The organism is Bacillus sp. B1-b2 (assembly GCF_009183415.1).
In the GTDB taxonomy this organism is placed as follows: Bacteria; Bacillota; Bacilli; order Bacillales; family Cytobacillaceae; genus Niallia.
This window is the reverse complement of sequence record NZ_WEHU01000018.1, coordinates 1-19,171: the sequence shown is the minus strand read 5'-3', so window position 1 is coordinate 19,171 and position 19,171 is coordinate 1. Positions and strand designations below refer to the sequence as shown.

The 19,171-nt window shown below is 33.6% G+C and carries 16 protein-coding genes; 7 read left to right on the top strand and 9 right to left on the bottom strand.

Going from position 1 to position 19,171, the window contains the following annotated elements; all coding sequences use genetic code 11:
• Positions 1-275: 275 nt before the first annotated feature.
• Positions 276-827, bottom strand: coding sequence for a GNAT family N-acetyltransferase (locus tag F9279_RS16545; RefSeq protein WP_152115042.1), 552 nt, complete (start codon positions 825-827; stop codon positions 276-278).
• Positions 828-1,228: 401 nt separating this feature from the next.
• On the opposite strand from F9279_RS16545, the gene F9279_RS16540 reads away from it, so the two are divergent.
• The 5 genes from F9279_RS16540 to F9279_RS16520 all read left to right on the top strand — a co-directional run bounded on the left by F9279_RS16540 (position 1,229) and on the right by F9279_RS16520 (position 9,429).
• Complete coding sequence (locus F9279_RS16540; protein ID WP_413463219.1) at positions 1,229-2,383, top strand: methyl-accepting chemotaxis protein; 1,155 nt, start codon at positions 1,229-1,231, stop codon at positions 2,381-2,383.
• Positions 2,384-3,063: 680 nt separating this feature from the next.
• Positions 3,064-3,516 carry a helix-turn-helix transcriptional regulator gene (locus F9279_RS16535; RefSeq protein WP_152115173.1) on the top strand — a complete coding sequence of 151 codons (453 nt, stop codon included), beginning with the start codon at positions 3,064-3,066 and terminating at the stop codon, positions 3,514-3,516.
• A gap of 460 nt (positions 3,517-3,976) precedes the next feature.
• Positions 3,977-5,260: an MFS transporter gene (locus F9279_RS16530; protein WP_152115036.1), complete on the top strand. Its 1,284-nt coding sequence runs from the start codon at positions 3,977-3,979 to the stop codon at positions 5,258-5,260.
• Positions 5,261-5,659: 399 nt separating this feature from the next.
• Positions 5,660-7,420, top strand: coding sequence for an ABC transporter ATP-binding protein (locus F9279_RS16525; protein WP_152115034.1), 1,761 nt, complete (start codon positions 5,660-5,662; stop codon positions 7,418-7,420).
• Positions 7,417-9,429, top strand: coding sequence for an ABC transporter ATP-binding protein (locus F9279_RS16520; RefSeq protein ID WP_152115032.1), 2,013 nt, complete (start codon positions 7,417-7,419; stop codon positions 9,427-9,429). Before F9279_RS16525 ends, F9279_RS16520 begins: the two co-directional genes overlap by 4 nt.
• 103 nt (positions 9,430-9,532) lie before the next feature.
• Here F9279_RS16520 and F9279_RS16515 read toward each other — a convergent pair whose 3' ends face one another.
• The gene (locus tag F9279_RS16515) at positions 9,533-9,739 is read right to left on the bottom strand and encodes an alpha/beta-type small acid-soluble spore protein (RefSeq protein ID WP_152115030.1); all 207 of its coding nucleotides are present in this window, start codon (positions 9,737-9,739) and stop codon (positions 9,533-9,535) included.
• Between the two features lie 257 nt (positions 9,740-9,996).
• On the opposite strand from F9279_RS16515, the gene F9279_RS16510 reads away from it, so the two are divergent.
• Positions 9,997-10,239 (top strand): hypothetical protein, encoded by a 243-nt coding sequence (locus F9279_RS16510; RefSeq protein ID WP_152115028.1) that lies wholly within the window; start codon positions 9,997-9,999, stop codon positions 10,237-10,239.
• A gap of 602 nt (positions 10,240-10,841) precedes the next feature.
• On the opposite strand, the gene F9279_RS16505 is transcribed toward F9279_RS16510, so the two are convergent.
• From F9279_RS16505 to F9279_RS16480, 7 genes are all read right to left on the bottom strand, one after another.
• On the bottom strand, positions 10,842-11,939 hold the full coding sequence (locus tag F9279_RS16505; protein ID WP_152115027.1) for an ABC transporter ATP-binding protein: 1,098 nt from the start codon (positions 11,937-11,939) through the stop codon (positions 10,842-10,844).
• Positions 11,940-12,075: 136 nt separating this feature from the next.
• Complete coding sequence (locus F9279_RS16500) at positions 12,076-12,993, bottom strand: PucR family transcriptional regulator (RefSeq protein ID WP_152115025.1); 918 nt, start codon at positions 12,991-12,993, stop codon at positions 12,076-12,078.
• A gap of 131 nt (positions 12,994-13,124) precedes the next feature.
• Positions 13,125-13,298, bottom strand: coding sequence for a hypothetical protein (locus F9279_RS25270; protein ID WP_193224610.1), 174 nt, complete (start codon positions 13,296-13,298; stop codon positions 13,125-13,127).
• A 44-nt stretch (positions 13,299-13,342) separates the two neighbouring features.
• A complete protein-coding gene (locus F9279_RS16495; protein WP_152115023.1) occupies positions 13,343-14,515 on the bottom strand; it encodes a YheC/YheD family protein in 1,173 nt (390 codons plus the stop codon).
• Positions 14,512-15,876, bottom strand: coding sequence for a YheC/YheD family protein (locus F9279_RS16490; RefSeq protein WP_152115021.1), 1,365 nt, complete (start codon positions 15,874-15,876; stop codon positions 14,512-14,514). Before F9279_RS16490 ends, F9279_RS16495 begins: the two co-directional genes overlap by 4 nt.
• On the bottom strand, positions 15,842-16,942 hold the full coding sequence (locus F9279_RS16485; protein ID WP_152115019.1) for a YheC/YheD family protein: 1,101 nt from the start codon (positions 16,940-16,942) through the stop codon (positions 15,842-15,844). Before F9279_RS16485 ends, F9279_RS16490 begins: the two co-directional genes overlap by 35 nt.
• Positions 16,935-18,323, bottom strand: coding sequence for a YheC/YheD family protein (locus F9279_RS16480; RefSeq protein ID WP_152115018.1), 1,389 nt, complete (start codon positions 18,321-18,323; stop codon positions 16,935-16,937). The genes F9279_RS16485 and F9279_RS16480 overlap by 8 nt, the downstream gene beginning before the upstream one ends.
• Positions 18,324-18,537: 214 nt before the next feature.
• On the opposite strand from F9279_RS16480, the gene F9279_RS16475 reads away from it, so the two are divergent.
• Complete coding sequence (locus tag F9279_RS16475) at positions 18,538-18,891, top strand: YlbF family regulator (RefSeq protein ID WP_152115016.1); 354 nt, start codon at positions 18,538-18,540, stop codon at positions 18,889-18,891.
• Positions 18,892-19,171 lie beyond the last annotated feature (280 nt).

Below are 19,171 nucleotides of genomic sequence, written 5' to 3'. Positions count from 1 at the left end.
AGTATTTATATGTATACTTAAGCTAGAATAAACAATCCCATCATACCACCTCACTTTTTAATTATCGTCATTATACGGGAAGCCAAACTATTCAGTCAAATATGGAGAGGGATTGTTGGAAATTTATGATTATAAATGTAAATGGTGTATTATATATAAATATATTAGTAGTTTCATCAATTTATTACAATTACATATAAGCGTTCAATTAAAATGAAAAAAGAGATCAGGTTCCCCTCCTAATCTCTAATTATATAAAACAAGAAAATTGGGAATCATTCGAAGTGTGAAGCCCATTCGCGAGCGAGCATACTATAGCTATACAGGTCATGATAATGATCATATAAGAATTCTCCATCTCTAATCATTCCTTCTTTTTGAAAAAGCAGTTTCTCAGGTATTGCCTGGCTTTTATGGTTTTTTACACCACAGAGAATCTCCATGCGATTTAATTTTAAGTAATAAAAGGCATAATTTAATATGGCTGCCACAGATTTGGCCATAATCCCATTTCCTTGTGCATCTTCTGCTAAGTAATAGCCTATGCTTGCTTTTCTGTTAGCCCATTCAATTTGTTGGATGGAGATCATGCCAACTAATCGGTTGTGAAAGTATATACCAGCATTTAGCTCTGTTCGATCAGTAAATAGTTGTTGCCACATAGGAATGATATTTTGATACTGATAAGGAGAATAAATTTGATCAACCCAAGGAAGCCATTCACGGAGATACTGCCTATTGTTATCAACAAGAAGAAAAAGTTCGTTTGCATCGGTGGTTTCTAATAATCTAAGTTTAATGTGAGGATCAACAAAGATATTAAACAAAGGAAGTCATCCTTTCTTTGGATGTAAGAAGTAGAATTATCTATGTATCATATGCAAAAAAAATGAAATGGCTAGTGAGTGAAATAGACCTTGATTACTTACTTGAAAAAAATGCAAAAAGTATTAAAGATTGTAAAGAAAATGCCGATGATACATATATAGATAATATTTAAGATACCTATAAATGGAATATTGGTAGGTAGAAGTTATGAAAGCGTTTTAAAAACAACGGATAATTAAGTATTGAAGCTGATAGGGGGAAGATTTCATTGGGAAAAAAGAGTAGCCTTTTAGTAAGATTGTTAATATGGACGAATACTTTCGTTATTATTTCTGCTGTGGTAGGTGCAGGTGTAGGCTTATTTATTGTACAGAATGATGCTCAATCAGTATCTTACGCCATGACAGATTATTTCATCATTATTGGTGCAATCATTATATTATTAATTATTAGCTCTTTCGTTTTTCACCTTATATGGAAAAGAAGATTGGGAGCTTTAAATAAAATGGAAGAAGGGATTCAACGTTTAATTGCTGGAGACTTAACAGCAACATTTACACATACTTCAAAAGGTGAAATTGGTATGATAAGTGAATCCATTAATGAATTAGCAACTCAGTATAAGCTTATTGTTACTAATATGAAAAAAGTGAATGAAAATATTGTCTCAGAAGCAGGAGAGTTATCTGCTGTAGCAGAAGAGACTTCTGCAAGTTCAGAAGAAATTGGACGAGCAATGGGAGAAATCGCTCAAGGTGCCGTAACCCAAGCAGCAGAATTAGAGGAAGTTAAGAAAGAGATTGATAGTTTAACACAGTCTGTTGATCATATGGATAAAAGAAACGAAATCATTAAAAATGCTACAGAAAATGCTCAAAATGCCTCTAATAATGGACAAAAAACAATTGATGATCTTAAGAAATGTAATGAAAATACAAATAAATCTACTAATGATGTAAGTATCGGAATTACAAGTCTATATCAAAAGGTATTAGATATTTCAAAGATTACATCCACTATTAATCGTATAGCAGAACAAACCAATCTTTTAGCTTTGAATGCAAGTATAGAAGCAGCAAGAGCTGGTGAGCATGGAAAAGGTTTCTCTGTGGTTGCAAATGAAGTAAGAAACTTGGCTGAGGAAACAAACACAGCTACTAAGCAAATTCAAGATATGATACAAAATATAGAAAAAGAAATGGAAATTACTGTTCAAGCTATTTTCGAAACAACAACACAATCTAGTGAGCTAGATAACGCAGTAAAGGAAACAGAAAAAGAATTTGTAACAATTGGAGAAGCAGTATCAAATAGCATGGATGCAGTAAAACAGCTGACACTAGAATTAAATAAAGTGGTAGAGCAAAGTAGTCATATCTTCCAATCTATTACAAATGTTTCCGAAGTATCAGAATCCGTTGCTGCAGCAGTAGAAGAAATAGCCTCTTCGACAGATGAGCAAATTGCTTCTATTGGAAATGTAGCAAAATCAGCCGAAAAATTAAAAAGTAATAATGAGCATTTAATTACTTGGTTAGATAAATATAATGCTTAACAAGGCTTCCAACTGTTAATTGGAAAAAAGGTTATTTACACACCTATATTAGATGATTTCCAAGCAAAAAATGCTAGGACTCAAGGATAAAAATTTATAGAATCCAAACTGTTACAAATTTTTATTTTTGTATTAGTTTGGGTTTTTATTATGGTAAAGAGAACCCAGCGCATAGGGACCAAAAAGCTTACAGTAAGGTAGGAGAAAACTTCTCTATAGTGCTAAATAATTTCGTTTTCCTTGCAACTTTCAGTATTCAAAAAATAAGCGGAGAATATCCGGTTAACTATAGATAGACTCTTATTTTTAAAGATAATAAGCGGAACTTTTCCGGTTAAGTAAGGAAAAAAACGAGGTTTTCATGTATTTTAAGGAAATAGGCGGAATTCTTCCGACTATTGGAGCTGTTTTTAATGGGAGAAACGAAATAAGGGGATTTTCTCCGATTATTTTATCTATCGAGTGATTTACCTAATTCTCCAAGCAATAAGAATTCCAAGGAACCCAGTCGCAATCTATGAATAATCTTCAAAAAACCATTCTAATAACTACTTTTCTAGAGAAAGAAGGAAAACTCAAACTCTTCTTTAGTTTAAAATTGATATTTATGGAGAGGTTATCTTATAATGTTTGATATAGGTGTAAAATTACACATAACCAATAAAGGGAATGAAACGAATTTGACTAGAGAAGAAATTATTGAAAGCGTATCAGAAAAAATGAAACTAATTAGAACAGAAGCTGGATATACACAGGATAAAATGGCAGAGGTTATTGGTTTATCCAAAAAAACGTTAGTGCAAATTGAAAAAGGCCGTTTATATGCTGGTTGGTCAACCGTAGTTACAGTGTGTGCCCTTTTTAGAGAAACAGAAACAGTACGTTTTTTATTCGGGAATGAACCATTAGAAGTTCTAGAAACAGTTGCTCGTGAAGGAATGGACTATCGAAAGGAAAAAACACTAGGTGGTAAAGTTTGGTGGAGAGAAGTAGAAAAAATAAATGGATTTATCCTGCAACAAAATATTATTAGTCAGCATTATAGAATTATAGATGAAGACCATTTTCGTATTTTCTCAAGCTTTGAAGAACAAGACTCAAAAGATCGCTTTAATGAATTGGTTGGTAAATGATACAGTATACATAAGAAGAATAAGAGTAGAGATTAGATGTTAACTATTAAACTAATAGATAAACCCCTAAGAAGCCTTTGAACTTTCTTGCACTAAGTTCAGGTTTTTTTGTTTCCTTTTTTATCTTTAAACAAGTAAAGAATGGGAATATAGGAGAGATTACTTGCGAATATCAGGTAATGATGTACCCTTTAGACTGTTTAAAAAATGTACAAATTTACTTTTCTTTCACACTTTCTTTTTCTAAATTGCTCCTGTTTAGGTCGTTCTTTTTCAAGTGATTCAATTACTTGTATCACATTCGTTTTTCATATATAAAATAATACCTAAAAGTCCTCAGACTTAAAAATGGATATAATTTCCGTCCGCAGGCGTAGCTAAAAACAACCAAACGATGGTTCAGGCTTTTTCGTTGGAACGCTACAATTAACACATCAACGAAAAGGATGAGTGGTAAATAATGAAAAGAATGATGGAAGTATTTAGAAATGCTACTTTTACACGATTATTTATGGCAAATGTTACTTCTCAGATGGGAAGTATTATTGGCTTAACTGCATTTATGTATTACATATTAGATCGATTTACGCAAAAGCCTCAGTATGCGACCATAACGGAATTAATGTACTCTCTACCTACGTTAGCTGTATTTTTCTTGGTAGGAGTCGTTGCAGATCGGGTAGATAGACAAAAGATAGCTATGTATTGTGATATAATAGCATCTTTTCTTTCTCTATGTCTTATTGGTGCCATCGCTACAGACTCTCTGCCTCTTATTTTTACCATATTATTTATTAGAAGTGGTGTCCAAAAATTCTTTTTTCCAGCAGAACAAGGAATTCTACAAGGAATACTAAAGAAAGAAGAATTCGCGACAGCTGCAGGTCTTAATCAATTTGTAGGAAGTTTATTTATGTTATTTGGAAATGCCTTAGGAATTTTTGCTTATTGGACAGTAGGGGTATATGGAGCAATCATTGTAGATGTGATTACCTTGTTGACAAGCGGGATGCTTATTCGATCCATGAAGCTTAGTGAAGAAGTTAGATTACCTAATGGGAAACATACGATGAAAGATATGCGACTAGCATTTATTTGGAAGGAATTCTTAATTGGATTTAAATATATTATAGAGAATAAATTATTACTTTCCTTAATTTATGGCTTTATTGCTTTTGGTGTTGTAAATGGTGGATTTAGTGTAATGCAAGTATTTATTTTGAAATATAAACTCGCCCCTATTTCTTATGAACAAATGTCTATCTATTTAGGAATTGTATTTGGGTCAGGTGTAATGATAGGGAGTATTATTACTTCTCTTTTGACTCAGAAAATACAGTTATTCAAGCTGATTATATTTGGTATCTTTTATATCTCTGTCATGACTATTGCCTCCGCATTTGCGACTAACCTTCTTATCTATTTTATTATTAGTTTCTTCTTAGGATTGGGATTACCAGTCATTAATATTGCAATTGGTGGTTGGCTACCTGCAATAATTGAGCCGAAGATGATGGGAAGAGTGCAAGGTTGGATTAATCCATTAATGATGCTTTCGCAATCAATCACATTAGGTATTATTACTATTGGCTTCCCAACTTTTTTTACAATTGAAGGAATTTATTGGGCAGTAGGAATATGTTTTATCATAGTTGGTATTTACTATAGTATTGTTTTGCCTGGTTTAGCTAAAGAGGATGAAGAAAAGGAAACAACACAGAAAGAATTGCAACTACATCATTAATTAGATTTTCGAAATATTTGCAATTGACTTTCGAAATATTACATGTTAATCTTCATATATATTGGAAAATTAATGAAAAGAAGGGAGGGTTACCGATGAGAAAAGTAAATGTATGGAACAAGCAGACAATTAAATCCATCGGTAGCCTCTAACCCGTTTATAGATAGGGATGTATGGGGTTACTTTACACAGTAACCTATGCATTTTTCTGCCAAAAGAGACAGATCGCATAGCTGCGGTCTGTCTCTTTTTTGTGCACTTATCTTTTCTTCATCTATTTTTTAATAACTATTTAAGTTAGGGAGGAAAAGCTGATGATTGTAGCAGTAAAAGGAAAAGGTACAAATATTAAGGATTTAGAAAGTGGCTAGTTAGTTCGGCAGAATAGGGGATGATAACATGTTTTCGATTTTATTTAAGTTAAAATGGTTTTTTAAGGAGCATTGGAAAAGTTACACTATTGCCATTACATTATTAATTCTTGTTGGTATTGTTGAAGTAATGCCACCAAGAATTTTAGGAATGTTCATTGATGAAATAGCGGTAGGAACATTAACAAGTGAAAAAACACTCTTCTACATTCTTCTTGTAGCGGGGATTACAATAACCACTTACATCGTTACATACTTTTGGATGTATAAGCTGTTTGGTGGAGCAAATATATTGGAGTTAACGTTAAGAAGTAAGTTTATGAATCATTTATTAAAAATGACTCCGACCTTCTTTGAGAAGAATAGTACAGGCGATTTAATGGCAAGAGCAACAAATGATTTAAAAGCAGTCTCTGTTACTGCTGGATTTGGTATCCTTACTTTAATTGATTCAACAGCATTTATGTTAACCATATTAGCAACAATGATACTTACAGTAAGTTGGAAGCTAACACTTGCTGCCATCATTCCACTTCCGATTATGGCTATTATCATGCAAATCTATGGAAATAGAATACATCAGCGCTTTACGGATGCTCAAGATGCGTTTGGTGATATGAATGATAGTGTTCTTCAGTCCGTTGGAGGCGTGAGAGTTGTTCGTGCTTATGTATTGGAAAAAGAAGAGGAAAAGGGTTTTCATCGTTATACAGAGGATGTATATAAGAAGAATTTACAGGTAGCTAAAATAGACTCTTTATTTGAACCAACTGTCCGTATATTAGTTGGAATGAGTTATTTAATTGGTCTAGGATATGGTGCTTATTTAGTATTTCAACAACAGTTAACGATTGGAGAACTTGTTTCGTTCAATGTGTATTTAGGAATGATTGTATGGCCAATGTTTGCTATTGGTGAATTAATGAACGTCATGCAAAGAGGAAATGCATCATTAGATCGAGTACAAGAGACTCTTGATTACGAGGCAGATGTAGCAAGCCCTTCTCAACCAGAAAAAGTAGAAATTCCAGAGATTATTCGTTTTTCTGATGCTCAATTTAAATATCCGTCTTCAAACCGTAAAAATCTTCAAGATATCTATTTAACCATTAAAAGAGGAGAAACGGTTGGAATAGTCGGGAAAACAGGTAGTGGAAAAACGACGATTATTAAACAACTTCTTAGAGAGTATCCAAGGGGTGAAGGGAAGCTTAGTATTAACGGAACGAATTTGGATCAAATTGACTTATTAACGTTAAGAAGCTGGATTGGGTATGTTCCGCAAGATCATGTGCTTTTTTCTAGAACAGTCAAAGAAAATATTTTATTCGGTCTAGATCAAGCAACTGAGGAACAATTACAGGAGGCAATTAAACTAGCGTCCTTTGACCAAGATATTGAGATGCTTCCAGAAGGATTAGAAACCCTTGTAGGAGAAAAAGGGGTTGCATTATCTGGTGGGCAAAAACAACGTATTTCGATAGCTAGAGCACTAATTCGTAAACCAGAAATTTTAATCTTAGATGACTCCTTATCTGCTGTAGATGCAAAAACAGAACAAAGAATTATCGGTAATATTAAAGAAGAAAGAAAGGCCAAAACTACCATTATTACGACTCATCGCATGACAGCAGTTCAGCATGCAGATCAAATTATAGTGATGGAAGACGGACTTATCACAGAATATGGAACACATGAAGAACTAATGAACAAAAACGGATGGTATAAAGAGCAATATATGATACAACAGGTAAAAGTAAATAGTGCCGGATCGGAGGTGCAAGCATGACGACAGGAAAAAGGTTATTTCGATATGCACTAAACTTTAAAGGAATTATCATTGGTGCATTAATCATGCTAACCATTGCTGTTTTTGCGGATCTTGCTGGACCCTTTGTGGCAAAGAAGGTAATAGATGATCATATTACAGATATTGAATCTGTCTGGTATGAAACAAGTTCAAGTGAGCAAGCAGTATCCTTTAATGGAACGTATTATAAAAAAGACGCGAATTTCTTAGGAGATGAAGAGAAATTATCTTCTGCTAGAATCGTTCAGGTAGGAAGAGAGCTTATCTTTGTAGAAGGGGATTTTTCACCAGAAGGAAAGAAATCATTCTCGAACGGTATCTTAACTATTACCTATAATGATTCAACATCCACATATACAGGCACAGAATTAACGAAGTCCGAGGTGTTTTCCTTTTATAAACCAGAAATCACACCAATTATGAAGCTATTAGGTTTCTATTTCGTTTTAGTATGTATTTCTGCGGTTTTTCAATATGGTCAACACTATTTATTACAAAAGTCAGCTAATCGAATTATTCAAAAAATGCGCGAAGATATCTTTAATCAAATTCAACGTTTACCTATTAATTATTTCGATAATCTACCAGCAGGTAAAGTGGTAGCAAGGGTAACCAATGATACAGAAGCAATCAGAGAGTTATATGTAACAGTTCTCTCTAATTTCTTCTCTAGTGGTATTAATATTATAGGTATTTACATTGCTTTATTTATTCTAAATAGTAAACTTGCTGCTATTTGTTTAATTTTATTACCTATTCTATATGTTTGGATGATAGGGTATCGTAAGTTTGCTTCTCGATATAATCATGTTATTAGAGCAAAAATTAGTGATATAAATGGGATGGTTAATGAATCCATCCAAGGTATGCATATCATACAAGCATATGGTAAAGAAAAACAAATGAAAGCAGAATTTGAAGAGTTAAACAAAGAGCACTTTCAGTATCAAAATAAGATGTTAAATTTGAATAGCTTAACATCACATAACTTAGTAAATGTTTTGAGAAACATTGTATTTGTATTGTTCATTTGGTATGTGGCAGGTCAGTCATTATCTGTAAATGTAGCTCTATCACTTGGGGTGCTTTATGCGTTTGTAGATTATATCAACCGTCTTTTTCAACCAGTACAAGGCATTGTGAATCAACTAGCCAATTTAGAGCAGGCCTTAGTAGCTGGAGATCGAGTTTTTGAATTATTAGATGAAGAAGGAATAGATGTAAAAGAGCCTACGGTGGAGAGATACAAAGGAAATGTTAAGTTTGACCAAGTATATTTTGCTTATAAAGAAAAGGATTATGTGTTGAAGGATATAACATTCGAAGCTAAACAAGGGGATACTGTTGCACTTGTTGGTCATACTGGCTCTGGTAAAAGTTCGATTATGAATTTATTATTCCGATTCTATGATATACAATCAGGAACCATATCCATTGATGGAAAAGATATCACAACTATGTCTAGACAGGATTTAAGAAAGCATATGGGGATAGTTCTACAAGATCCATTTCTATTTAAAGGCACTGTTTTCTCAAATGTTACCTTGAATGATCCTAGTATTACTAGAGAAATGGTAGAAAAATCTCTGAAAGACGTAGGAGCAGATCGAGTACTAAAAGACTTAGAAAATGGATATGATGAGCCTGTAATTGAGAAGGGAAGTACTTTATCTAGTGGACAAAGACAGCTTATCTCATTTGCTAGGGCTCTAGCATTTAATCCAGCTATTCTTATATTAGATGAAGCAACAAGTAGTATTGATACTGAAACAGAGCAAATTATTCAAAAGGCAATGGATGTACTAAAAAAAGGCAGAACAACCTTTATCATTGCGCATAGATTATCTACCATTCGCAATGCTGATCAAATCATTGTTTTAGACCATGGTGAAATTGTAGAAAAAGGAAATCACGAAGAGCTAATGAAGGAAAAAGGAAGATATTATCAAATGTACCAAATGCAACAAGGGGAAGATTTGGTAAGTTAATCTTTTTAGTAGAATAAGCATTAAGCATAAAAGTGGTTTTCAAAACACAAGATAAGAAGCCCTCCTGATAACAGGAGGGCTATTAGTCACTTATATATAGTTGTTATTGACCTTGGTATCCGCCTAATTGTTTCTCAGCCATTTGTACTAAGCGTTTTGTGATTTCTCCACCAACAGATCCGTTAGCACGAGCAGTTGTTTCTGCACCTAAGTTTACACCAAACTCAGAAGCGATTTCGTATTTCATTTGATCTAGAGCTTGAGATACTCCTGGTACTAAAAGTTGATTAGATGAATTGTTGTTTGCCATGTGTTTCCAGCTCCTTAAATAGTATTTTTTGGTTGGGTCAACTGGAATTGCACCAGTTAGTAAGATACTTACCACCACTAGGTTTAACCCAATGTTTTTTTTGAAGTGAAGCTTGTTTGTTGCTTGTACTATTATTATGGTTGAATTCTTTGTTCTTATTCTAATAAGTTTATAGCCAAATAATTCCTAATCTAAGGGTTGGATAGTTTTTATGACGAAACAAAAACTAAGTGTAATAAAAGCGAGGTGTCAATTAGATGGAGTATGTTTGTCCTATTTGTAATGGGTTAGAAGAGTTAAAAAGTGTGTGTTCTTCTTGTGGCAATCGCGTGGAAGACAAGGGAAGATTAATGGACTATTATGATGATTATAGTCCATATATGCCAATTGAACAGATGAAATTAGAGGATGGATATGAAGATCTTGCAAAACATTTATGTCCACATGTTGTTTATTGTGAAAGTTGTTTAGTGGAAGAGGTTGTTTTTATAAAAGAATAGAGACAAAGAGGAATGTTTATCCTCTCTGGTTACAGAAAGTAAAGCTAAATCAGCTCCCTAAATAGGGGCTGATTTACGATACAGGGGATTGCTTTCAGTGTGGTTCAGAGCATTTTCAGGGATGGACTGTCTCACTAATACTGTTTGCGAAAAAGCTTCCTTGTGATGTCAAATAATTTTTAATTCACAGCCAATATGTAGGAATCATCAATAATAAGTCGGAAAATTACCTATGGGGAAATAATGTTTATTTCTATGCTAATAAGCGGAGTTTTCCGGTTAAGTATGGAAAATTCCTCCGAATTTATGTGTTCTAAGGGAATAAGCCTAATTCTCCGTCTATTTAAGCTATTTTACATGGAAATAACGAAAATAAGAGGATATCTCCGACTATTTTTCTAAAAGTGTTCTTTTCTAATTCTCTAACCCATAGGAGCGAGACCCTTAAACGTCGGCCGTTAGAGTTTAGTCAGTAACAAAGCCAGAGCATTCTCACTGGGGGAGATTCACCTCTAACCACTTAAGCTAAATGTCACATTTGTAATAACAAAAGCCAGAGGAGTAAAATGTTGCTCTCTCTGGCTTTTTTGTGAAATATTTGATTAACGAATACGACTTTCTGTATCTTTATCGAAGAAGTGTCCTTTGTTCATATCAAATGCTAATTGAACTGTTTGGCCAGCGGAAAGATTTGCTCTTGAATCAAGGCGAGCAGTAAATTCTTTTCCATTTAATGTAGAATACACAAGACTCTCTGCACCAGTTAATTCAAACACTTCTACTTTTGCATCAAACTTCGTGTTTTCAGAGCTACTTAAGAATAATAATTCATCATGAATATCTTCTGGGCGAATTCCGAAGATGATTTCCTTGCCAACATAGTTTTGTTCACGTAACGTTTTTAACTTTCCTTCTGGGATAATGAAAGAAGTATCACCAAGAACTAATTTATTATCAACTACTTTTCCTTCAAAGAAGTTCATTGCTGGTGAACCGATAAAGCCCCCAACGAAAACGTTTTCTGGTTTTTCGTATACATCTTTAGGTGCACCAACTTGTTGAATAACTCCATCTTTCATAACAACCAGTCTAGTAGCCATTGTCATTGCTTCTGTTTGGTCATGTGTTACATAGATAGTAGTTGTTTGTAATCTTTGGTGAAGCTTAGAAATCTCTGCACGCATTTGAACACGTAATTTTGCATCTAAGTTAGATAAAGGTTCATCCATTAAGAATACTTTTGCATCACGGACAATTGCACGACCTAGTGCAACCCTTTGACGTTGACCACCAGATAAAGCTTTTGGCTTTCTTTTTAGGTATTCTTCCAAGCCAAGAATTCTAGCTGCATTATTCACTCTTTCTTCAATCTCCGCTTTAGGGAACTTACGTAATTTTAATCCGAATGCCATGTTATCATAAACAGTCATATGTGGGTATAATGCATAGTTTTGGAATACCATCGCAATATCGCGATCCTTTGGAGCTACATCATTTACGCGAACATCATCAATAAAGAAATCACCTTTAGAAATATCTTCAAGACCAGCGATCATACGAAGTGTAGTAGACTTACCACATCCAGATGGACCTACGAATACAATAAATTCTTTATCTTGAATGTGTAAGTTAAAGTCCTTAACTGCCGTTACTTTTTCATCATATATTTTATAAATATTATTTAACACTAATTCAGCCATTTGTTTTGCCCCCTACTAATTGATATCTATAATGTACCATTTTTGATACCGTTTTCAAATTGGCAAGATGCACGAAAAACGCTTACAATATTTTGAGCAAAATGCCTAAATGCTCGGTTCATCATAGTAATACTGCTTATAAATGGTCACTTGTAGAGAGGTTCCCACTTGAATAATAGAGACAGGCTAAATAGGTAATAAAGTAATTATTATAATTTTTTAACTGAAAGCCAGTTTTTTCTGTAAATTTCTCTAATCGATATTGTAAGGTATTGCGATGGATAAAGAGTTGTTTTGCTGCATTCGTGCTATGACCGTTATTTTCAATAAACGTTTTAATCGTTAATAATAGCTCTTTATCATGCTGAAAGATAGAAAACCATTCTTTAAATAAAGAAATTTCCTCATCATGCAATCTGCTTATTAGTAAGTTAGGAAGAATTGTTTCTAATGAAAGTACATCATTGGACGGCATTAGCGCATTTCCTTTTCTAAAGAGATTTCGCTCTTGCATGTATATAGTAGGAATTTGATCTTTAGTGCTTAGTACTTTTCCCATATAGAAATAAATGGAGAAATAGAAATCCGATTGTAATGCTTGTGCAAGTGCAATAAAATCTTCTTCTTCTAAAAATTGATTGTTTTTCTCTATTAATAAACCTTCTGTAGGTCCATTCCATAAAAGTAGACTATTGGAATGGATAAATCCTTTAAACGCTGACTCTATAATATGCTTATCTATTGCGTCACCATGTATCGTAAATTGGACCATTCGTAATGATTCTATGTCTTTTAGTGTAGGCTGTTCTCCTTGTAGATGTAAATATTGATTCCAATAATAGGCTTCATTGTTACTATGTACATCTGGTTGAAAGTAATCAAAGCATGCTTGTAGTAATTCTAGCTGGGATGCTTCTGTTTCTTGTTTAGAAATGCCTATCCAACCTTCTTGATCGTTTATCTTAAACCAATGGTATTCTTCTAATTGGGATGGAAGAGGAGGAGTTGATTGTTCCAATGTGTTGTTATAATAGGCGAGTAACTTATGCTTCAAAGAGTAACCTCCTAAATAAATCTTTTCCTTTATTTTATAATGAATGGAAGAATTTGAGCAAGGAGAAGAGTGAAAGCCTTTTTTATTTACTATTCCATCATAGAAAAGAACAGGCAAAAATCTTGCCTGTTCTATTGTGTAATTGGTTTCTCTTCTTCTGGAAGTTCTCTTGCTTCTTCTATATTGGTAGCTGTTTCTCTATTTACAACAGTTCCACCAGCTAATCCTTCGTTTATCATTCTGTCTATGTCTAGATAGGCTTGATCTTTACCTTCAAATTCTATATCTTTTTTGGCTTTCTTCATTGTAACATCCCTCCTAATACTAGGATGGATTAATGATGCTTTTCTCATTCTTGGTAGTGGAATTTAGTTAATTCGAAAAATAATTGGGATAGTCTTTTGTATCTTGTATTTTCAATATATGATTCGTCAAATAGCATTGGTTTAGAGTTTATTTCAAAGAGAAAGTATTTTCCTTCCTTATCTACACATGCATCTATGGAGAATTCGCCAAAGAAACCATAGTGAGAGGATAAAAGATTACCACAGTTTTCTGCGAGTGCTTGAATGAAGAGGTTATGTGAATCTGTTTCTACCTCCTCGTATGGAATGAGTTTTCCTCCTGAGGGAATATGAGTAGTAACATCTTGCTGTTTAGATTGTCTTACTCCGACTCCAGATACAGAATAATTTCCTTTATTGAAATGGACTAATATACGAAAATCATATCGATTATGTTGATAAAGAGCTGCATTTACTTCTTCTTGAATAAGAAAATGGTTCTCTTGCCATTTTTCCTTCCAAAACCCCTCAAGAGATGTAAGAACTTCTGTATGTCTGGTTGAGCTTAACATATATTCATGGTTCGTCGTTTTTCTTATTCGATAAATATCCTGCCCTTTATGCCCCTCAATCGGTTTGATATAAACATTTTTATACGTTTCTACTATGTCCATTAATTGATTATAATCGCTTAGAAGAAATGTTTTAGGGAGAAAATCTTTTGTTGTACTATCCTTACTTAATAGTTGATAAAGCTCCCATTTATTAAGAAATGAGGGATTGAAAAAAGGGATTTTCTTCTTTTGGAAGTAGCTTAAAGCTTGATAAAACACCTCTTGTTTTTCTTTTGAACGAAATGGAATGCGGTTGTAGACAATGTTTGGAAAAGGTGCCTTCGCATTCATCCATCTATTATTAGTACTGCAATAAACAAAACCATTCACATAATCCGAATTCACCCATTCAGGTGGAAAAAGAATAAGAATTCCACCTAGATGACTTACTTCTTCCTGTAATCCCTTAATAAGTGTTTCATTTCCAACCAGCTTTTTTTGTTTATTTCTAGCAACCATGATCCCAATTAATGGACCCAGATGATTATCAGAAGTTGTAAGAGTGAAGGAAGGATGAGCAGGATCAGGCTCATTTACAGCAAGGCTCTCTTCTAAATGGCCAAAAGTATAATACTTTTCATTGGTATACCACGTTTCCGTCGTTTCATTATAAAAAAGGTTCATTGAACCATATCCTCAATGCTTTTGGTGCTTTGCTCCATCAAATAGACAGCATATTCTAATGATTTTCTTCTCGTTTCTAAATCGAATTTTTTTAAAGAGGGATGTTTGAATATACTTCTCCCTGGCTTTGAATTTGCTTCAAATAACCATACACGGCCACGTCTATCTAATCCTAAATCAAAACCAATTTCGCCGATTGTTCCTACTAATTGGTTTTCTAGTGCTGCGCTAATTTGAAGAGACGCTTTGTGTAACTTTTTCTCTATTTCATCTGCTTTCCATGGAAGTTCTTCTAATTCTTCGAGTGTTTTCACAACACCGCCATTATTCATATGAGTTGTTACACTCCCATTTCCAGCAATCTTTGCTGCAATCGCTGTTGTTTCCCATTCGCCATTCTTATTTTTATTCGTATGAACACGAAAATCAATGGAGTTTTTTTCAAAACGGACTAAGTGAATGCCTTGTTGAACAAGGTAATTGGATGGGTCGTGATCTTCAAAAAGATGATTAATGAGTCCTTCAAGATGATCAAATTTTATTAGTTTATTACCTTCGTTTATATCGTTATATCTTACATAATAAAAGCCTTCTTTTTTGTCATAGAGTACCTGATAAATTCCTTTTCCTAAGCTTCCATTCTTAGGTTTTAGAAAAACATTACCAAAATTACTTAGCATTCTTTCTACCATGGAGATAGAAGTGAATGCATGTGTTTCTGGTAAATAGTCAGATATGCTATCTTCCTGTAAGAGGCGTTCGTATATATCTAGTTTATTGAAGAAGCTAGGATTATACCAAGGAATGAGATAGTCCTTTTGTAATCTTTCTTTCACTTTCTTAATTCTCTTAAGGTTTTCAATCCTACGATTAGGAATTCGATCATACACAACATTTGGAAGTGGTACTTCGATTACTTTCCAACCATCTTCGTAGAAAAAACCATTAATTGTTCCTTTGTCCCAGTTAATATGCTGTTCTCCAAAGAGGAAAGCAACCACCCCTACTGTTTTTTGTACAGAAAGAAGCTTAGAAAATAGAATGGATCGTTCTCCAATCGGTCGTACTTTTATCGTAGAAAATCCAGATGTGAAGATTCCGACTAGAGGTCCTATATATAAGGTATCTTCGTCTGTAAAAAGATGTAGATTAGAATGTTCAGATGGGAGGTGTAGATCTTCAAAAAGATCCTTACTTATTCCAATAGTAGTTCTCCAATTTTTATGCTTTTTTATGATGACTTCTTTTTTTAATGTACCAAAGGCAATCATTTTTAAGGTTGTAGAATGAGTAAAATCACTTGGAGTAAAGATGGTTTGAGAAGTATCATGAATTATTTCTATAGGATATAACTTCTTCATTTTCAGTCCTCCTTTTTCCATCAACTAAGCTTTGTGCATACAGGATTGGTGCTTTGAGTATCTTTTCCCTATTTTCTGGATGAACGGTCAATGGCACTTTTCTACCAGGTTTAGAATTTACGTCGAGAATCCATAGTGAGCCAGTTGGGGTGATGCCAATGTCTACTCCTAATTCAAAGAGAGATGGAAAAGATCCTTCCAGTATAGAAGGAAGCTGGAGTAGAATATCCTTTAGTTCTTGTAAAAGGAAGCTTTTCATTTCGATATTTGAGTGTTGAAACCATTCCTTGAAAGGTACTATTTCTGCACCAGCACTTAAGTTAGAAATAATTCTTCCTGATTCACCAAGACGAATTCCCATCCCAGCAATTTCCCATTTGTTAGTTGGTTTTTTTTGTAATAATGAACGTATATCAAATGGTTGATTATCGATGTTGTATAATGGGAGGTAATCTTGATATAGATAGTTACTATTTTTTAAAAGCTGATTTAACCATTTGCGAAAGACAAAAATATGGTGAAATAAATGCTCCACTTTCTTTTCTTTTTTATCTGTTTTAACTAATATGCCTTTCTTTACTTGGTGAATAAAATAAAGTCCATTACCTTGAGATCCATTTATTGGTTTTATAATCAATGGTCTCCTTTCATGAAGCGGCAATTGATCTGCTGTTTCTAATAAATAAGTAGTTGGTATATAGGATGAAAGTTTAGAGTTATGAAGAACTTGATAAATAGTCCATTTATCTGGTAATCCATACCCAATAAACTGGATATCTTCTCTCTGTTTTAACCATTGTACAATGTTTTTGCATTGTATAGAGTGTGAATCATCTAAGTAGAAGCAACGATCATATATAATAGAAGGAATAGGAAATTCTGTCATTACCCAATCCTCTAATTTGGAGTCATACTGTTTACCTTTCACTAGTTTTGTAAGAGGATTATAGTTTGATGGTACAAAATGAAACACAGTAAACTGATATTCTTTTCCGAATTTAGCTAATTGGTGGATATAGTTTTGTTCATGATCTAGGGAAAGAGACATAATACCGAAATTATTCATCTGCTTCGTGCTCCTTTATCTCAGGGAAAAAAGCTAAAGTAATAAAATACTCTATTAGTGCTTTTGTAGAAGGTTTCCTTTTTTCTAGTTGGTCCTGTATTTTTTTAGAAGGTTTAGAGTTTACTTCTATAATCCATATATTTCCTTCACCATCTAACCCAATATCTATTCCTAATTCTCCTAGAAGGCCATGTGTTTGGTTACTTAACATGTGCGCAACCTCTAACGAAATTCCTTTCATTGATTCGAGTTTCTTTCTAGCTTCTTCTAAACCAAAAAGGTCCTCTAGTAATGATTTTGCCGATTTCATCTCTGCACCCTGCGCAAGATTGGCAACAAAAGATTCTTTAGGAGCAATTCTGCCAACAATGGAAGTAGTATTCCATAATAAATCAGCATTTTTATGACAAAGTATTCGATAATCAAGGGTGCAGTCATTCCATTTGAGTAAATCAATTCCTTGTTGGCAGATATAACTTCTTTTTTGAGCATGGGAAGTAATCCACTCCCATAATTTCTCCTTAGAATGAAATACTCTTTTTTTTCCTTTGTTTTTTCCTGTAGAGAGCATGGTTTGATATTCATTTTTATTAACTTGTAAGTGTATAATATTTCTACCTAAACTGCCATGTATCGGTTTTATATATATAGTGGAATAAGTGTCTAACATTTGAAATAAAGATTGTTTAGAAAGTTTTGCAGTAACTGGTAAATGTGCTTGTATTTGTGGAAACTCTTTTAGAAGGTCATATATTTCTAATTTGGAAAAAAATCTACTATTAAAGATTGGGATATTTTTTGCTGCTAGATCGCTCTTAATGTTTTGGAAAATGGAACTAGCATCTGTATGTCTAGAATGTAGGCGGTTATACATAACTTGAGGATAGGGAAGTCTCAGATTCTTCCAAGTCCCATCCTCTAAATAGAATCCATTTACATAATCGTCATGAAAGTCCTGTAATCCACAAATATAAAAAAAACCACCAATATTGATCAGTTCTTTTTTTAATTCCTCACAGAATGATTGTAGGGAAGGAAGGGACACTTCATTTTTTGACGAATTAATTTCTGTAATAATACCAATAACAGGTCCAAGTATTAAACTTGTCATTTCGGAATACGGAATCAGAAAGGACTTACTATCACTAGGTAATCGTAATTCATTAGCTAGCTCAGGACTAAATATGATATCTTGTTTATGAAATGAATGGGTGAAAACCTTAACAGTAAGAGATCTGTTCCCTAAAGTAATATCTATCTCATTCTTGTTATTCCATTTTAAGAAATGTAGAAAGGAAGGACTTAGCGCTATGGATAATCCGTCTAGCTCAGGGTGAAAGTCTTCCTCATTTCGGTACAATTGTAAAAATTTCTTGGTCATAAGTATTCCCCATTTACAATCAAGTCTTAAAGTCTAGTGATAATAGATAAATGCCTATAAAAGTTGTTGATATATCGTATGAGAAGCAAAGAAAGTTGTGAATTACTTTTGTGGTGGACAATGGCCAAATTTCAGAAATAGAGGTATTTCTGGTATTATATAGCATAGTTTGTTATAGTGGAGACAATTGTTAATGAAAAAGGAGTTGTTTTAAATGGCAGTCAACATACACGATTCTGCTAATGCGCTAGAACAAGCAATACGTCAAAGTAACGAATATACGGAACTAAGAAAAATGTACGATATGGTGAACGGAGATTCTTCTGCAAAAGCGATGTTCGATAACTTCCGTAATATCCAACTACAATTACAACAAAAGCAAATGTCTGGACAAGAAATTACGCAAGAAGAAGTAGAACAAGCCCAAAAAACAGTTGCACTTGTTCAACAGCATGAAACAATTGCAAAATTAATGCAAGCAGAACAAAGCATGAGCATGGTAATTCAAGAATTAAATCAAATTATCATGAAGCCGCTAGAAGAATTATATGGTTCTGTCCAAGGTTAATATTGAAATGAGAAAGAAGGGTGCCAAAAGGCATCCTTCTCAGGCTGTCGAGAAAGTCTCGACAGCTATTCTTTTTAATGATAACTTCATCTATTCACCGCGTTAATTTGATATAATATAATTATCAAACATAGGTTGGTGATTTAGATGTTAAATTCCCGTTCTCATACTCAAAATGAAGTAGAATTTGTTCTTTTAGATGAACTTGTTCCTGCTAATCATCTCTTACGAAAAATAGATAAGCATATTGATTTTTCTTTTATCCTCGATAAAGTTCGTC

Bases quoted from the DNA above. Each gene is read 5' to 3' on its own strand.
- F9279_RS16540 (WP_413463219.1), top strand. From the start codon at position 1,229: ATGACAGATTATTTCATCATTATTGGTGCAATCATTATATTATTAATT.
- F9279_RS16530 (WP_152115036.1), top strand. From the start codon at position 3,977: ATGAAAAGAATGATGGAAGTATTTAGAAATGCTACTTTTACACGATTA.
- F9279_RS16525 (WP_152115034.1), top strand. From the start codon at position 5,660: ATGTTTTCGATTTTATTTAAGTTAAAATGGTTTTTTAAGGAGCATTGG.
- F9279_RS16520 (WP_152115032.1), top strand. From the start codon at position 7,417: ATGACGACAGGAAAAAGGTTATTTCGATATGCACTAAACTTTAAAGGA.
- F9279_RS16515 (WP_152115030.1), bottom strand. From the start codon at position 9,739: ATGGCAAACAACAATTCATCTAATCAACTTTTAGTACCAGGAGTATCT.
- F9279_RS16510 (WP_152115028.1), top strand. From the start codon at position 9,997: ATGGAGTATGTTTGTCCTATTTGTAATGGGTTAGAAGAGTTAAAAAGT.
- F9279_RS16505 (WP_152115027.1), bottom strand. From the start codon at position 11,939: ATGGCTGAATTAGTGTTAAATAATATTTATAAAATATATGATGAAAAA.
- F9279_RS25270 (WP_193224610.1), bottom strand. From the start codon at position 13,298: ATGAAGAAAGCCAAAAAAGATATAGAATTTGAAGGTAAAGATCAAGCC.
- F9279_RS16495 (WP_152115023.1), bottom strand. From the start codon at position 14,515: ATGAACCTTTTTTATAATGAAACGACGGAAACGTGGTATACCAATGAA.
- F9279_RS16490 (WP_152115021.1), bottom strand. From the start codon at position 15,876: ATGAAGAAGTTATATCCTATAGAAATAATTCATGATACTTCTCAAACC.
- F9279_RS16485 (WP_152115019.1), bottom strand. From the start codon at position 16,942: ATGAATAATTTCGGTATTATGTCTCTTTCCCTAGATCATGAACAAAAC.
- F9279_RS16480 (WP_152115018.1), bottom strand. From the start codon at position 18,323: ATGACCAAGAAATTTTTACAATTGTACCGAAATGAGGAAGACTTTCAC.
- F9279_RS16475 (WP_152115016.1), top strand. From the start codon at position 18,538: ATGGCAGTCAACATACACGATTCTGCTAATGCGCTAGAACAAGCAATA.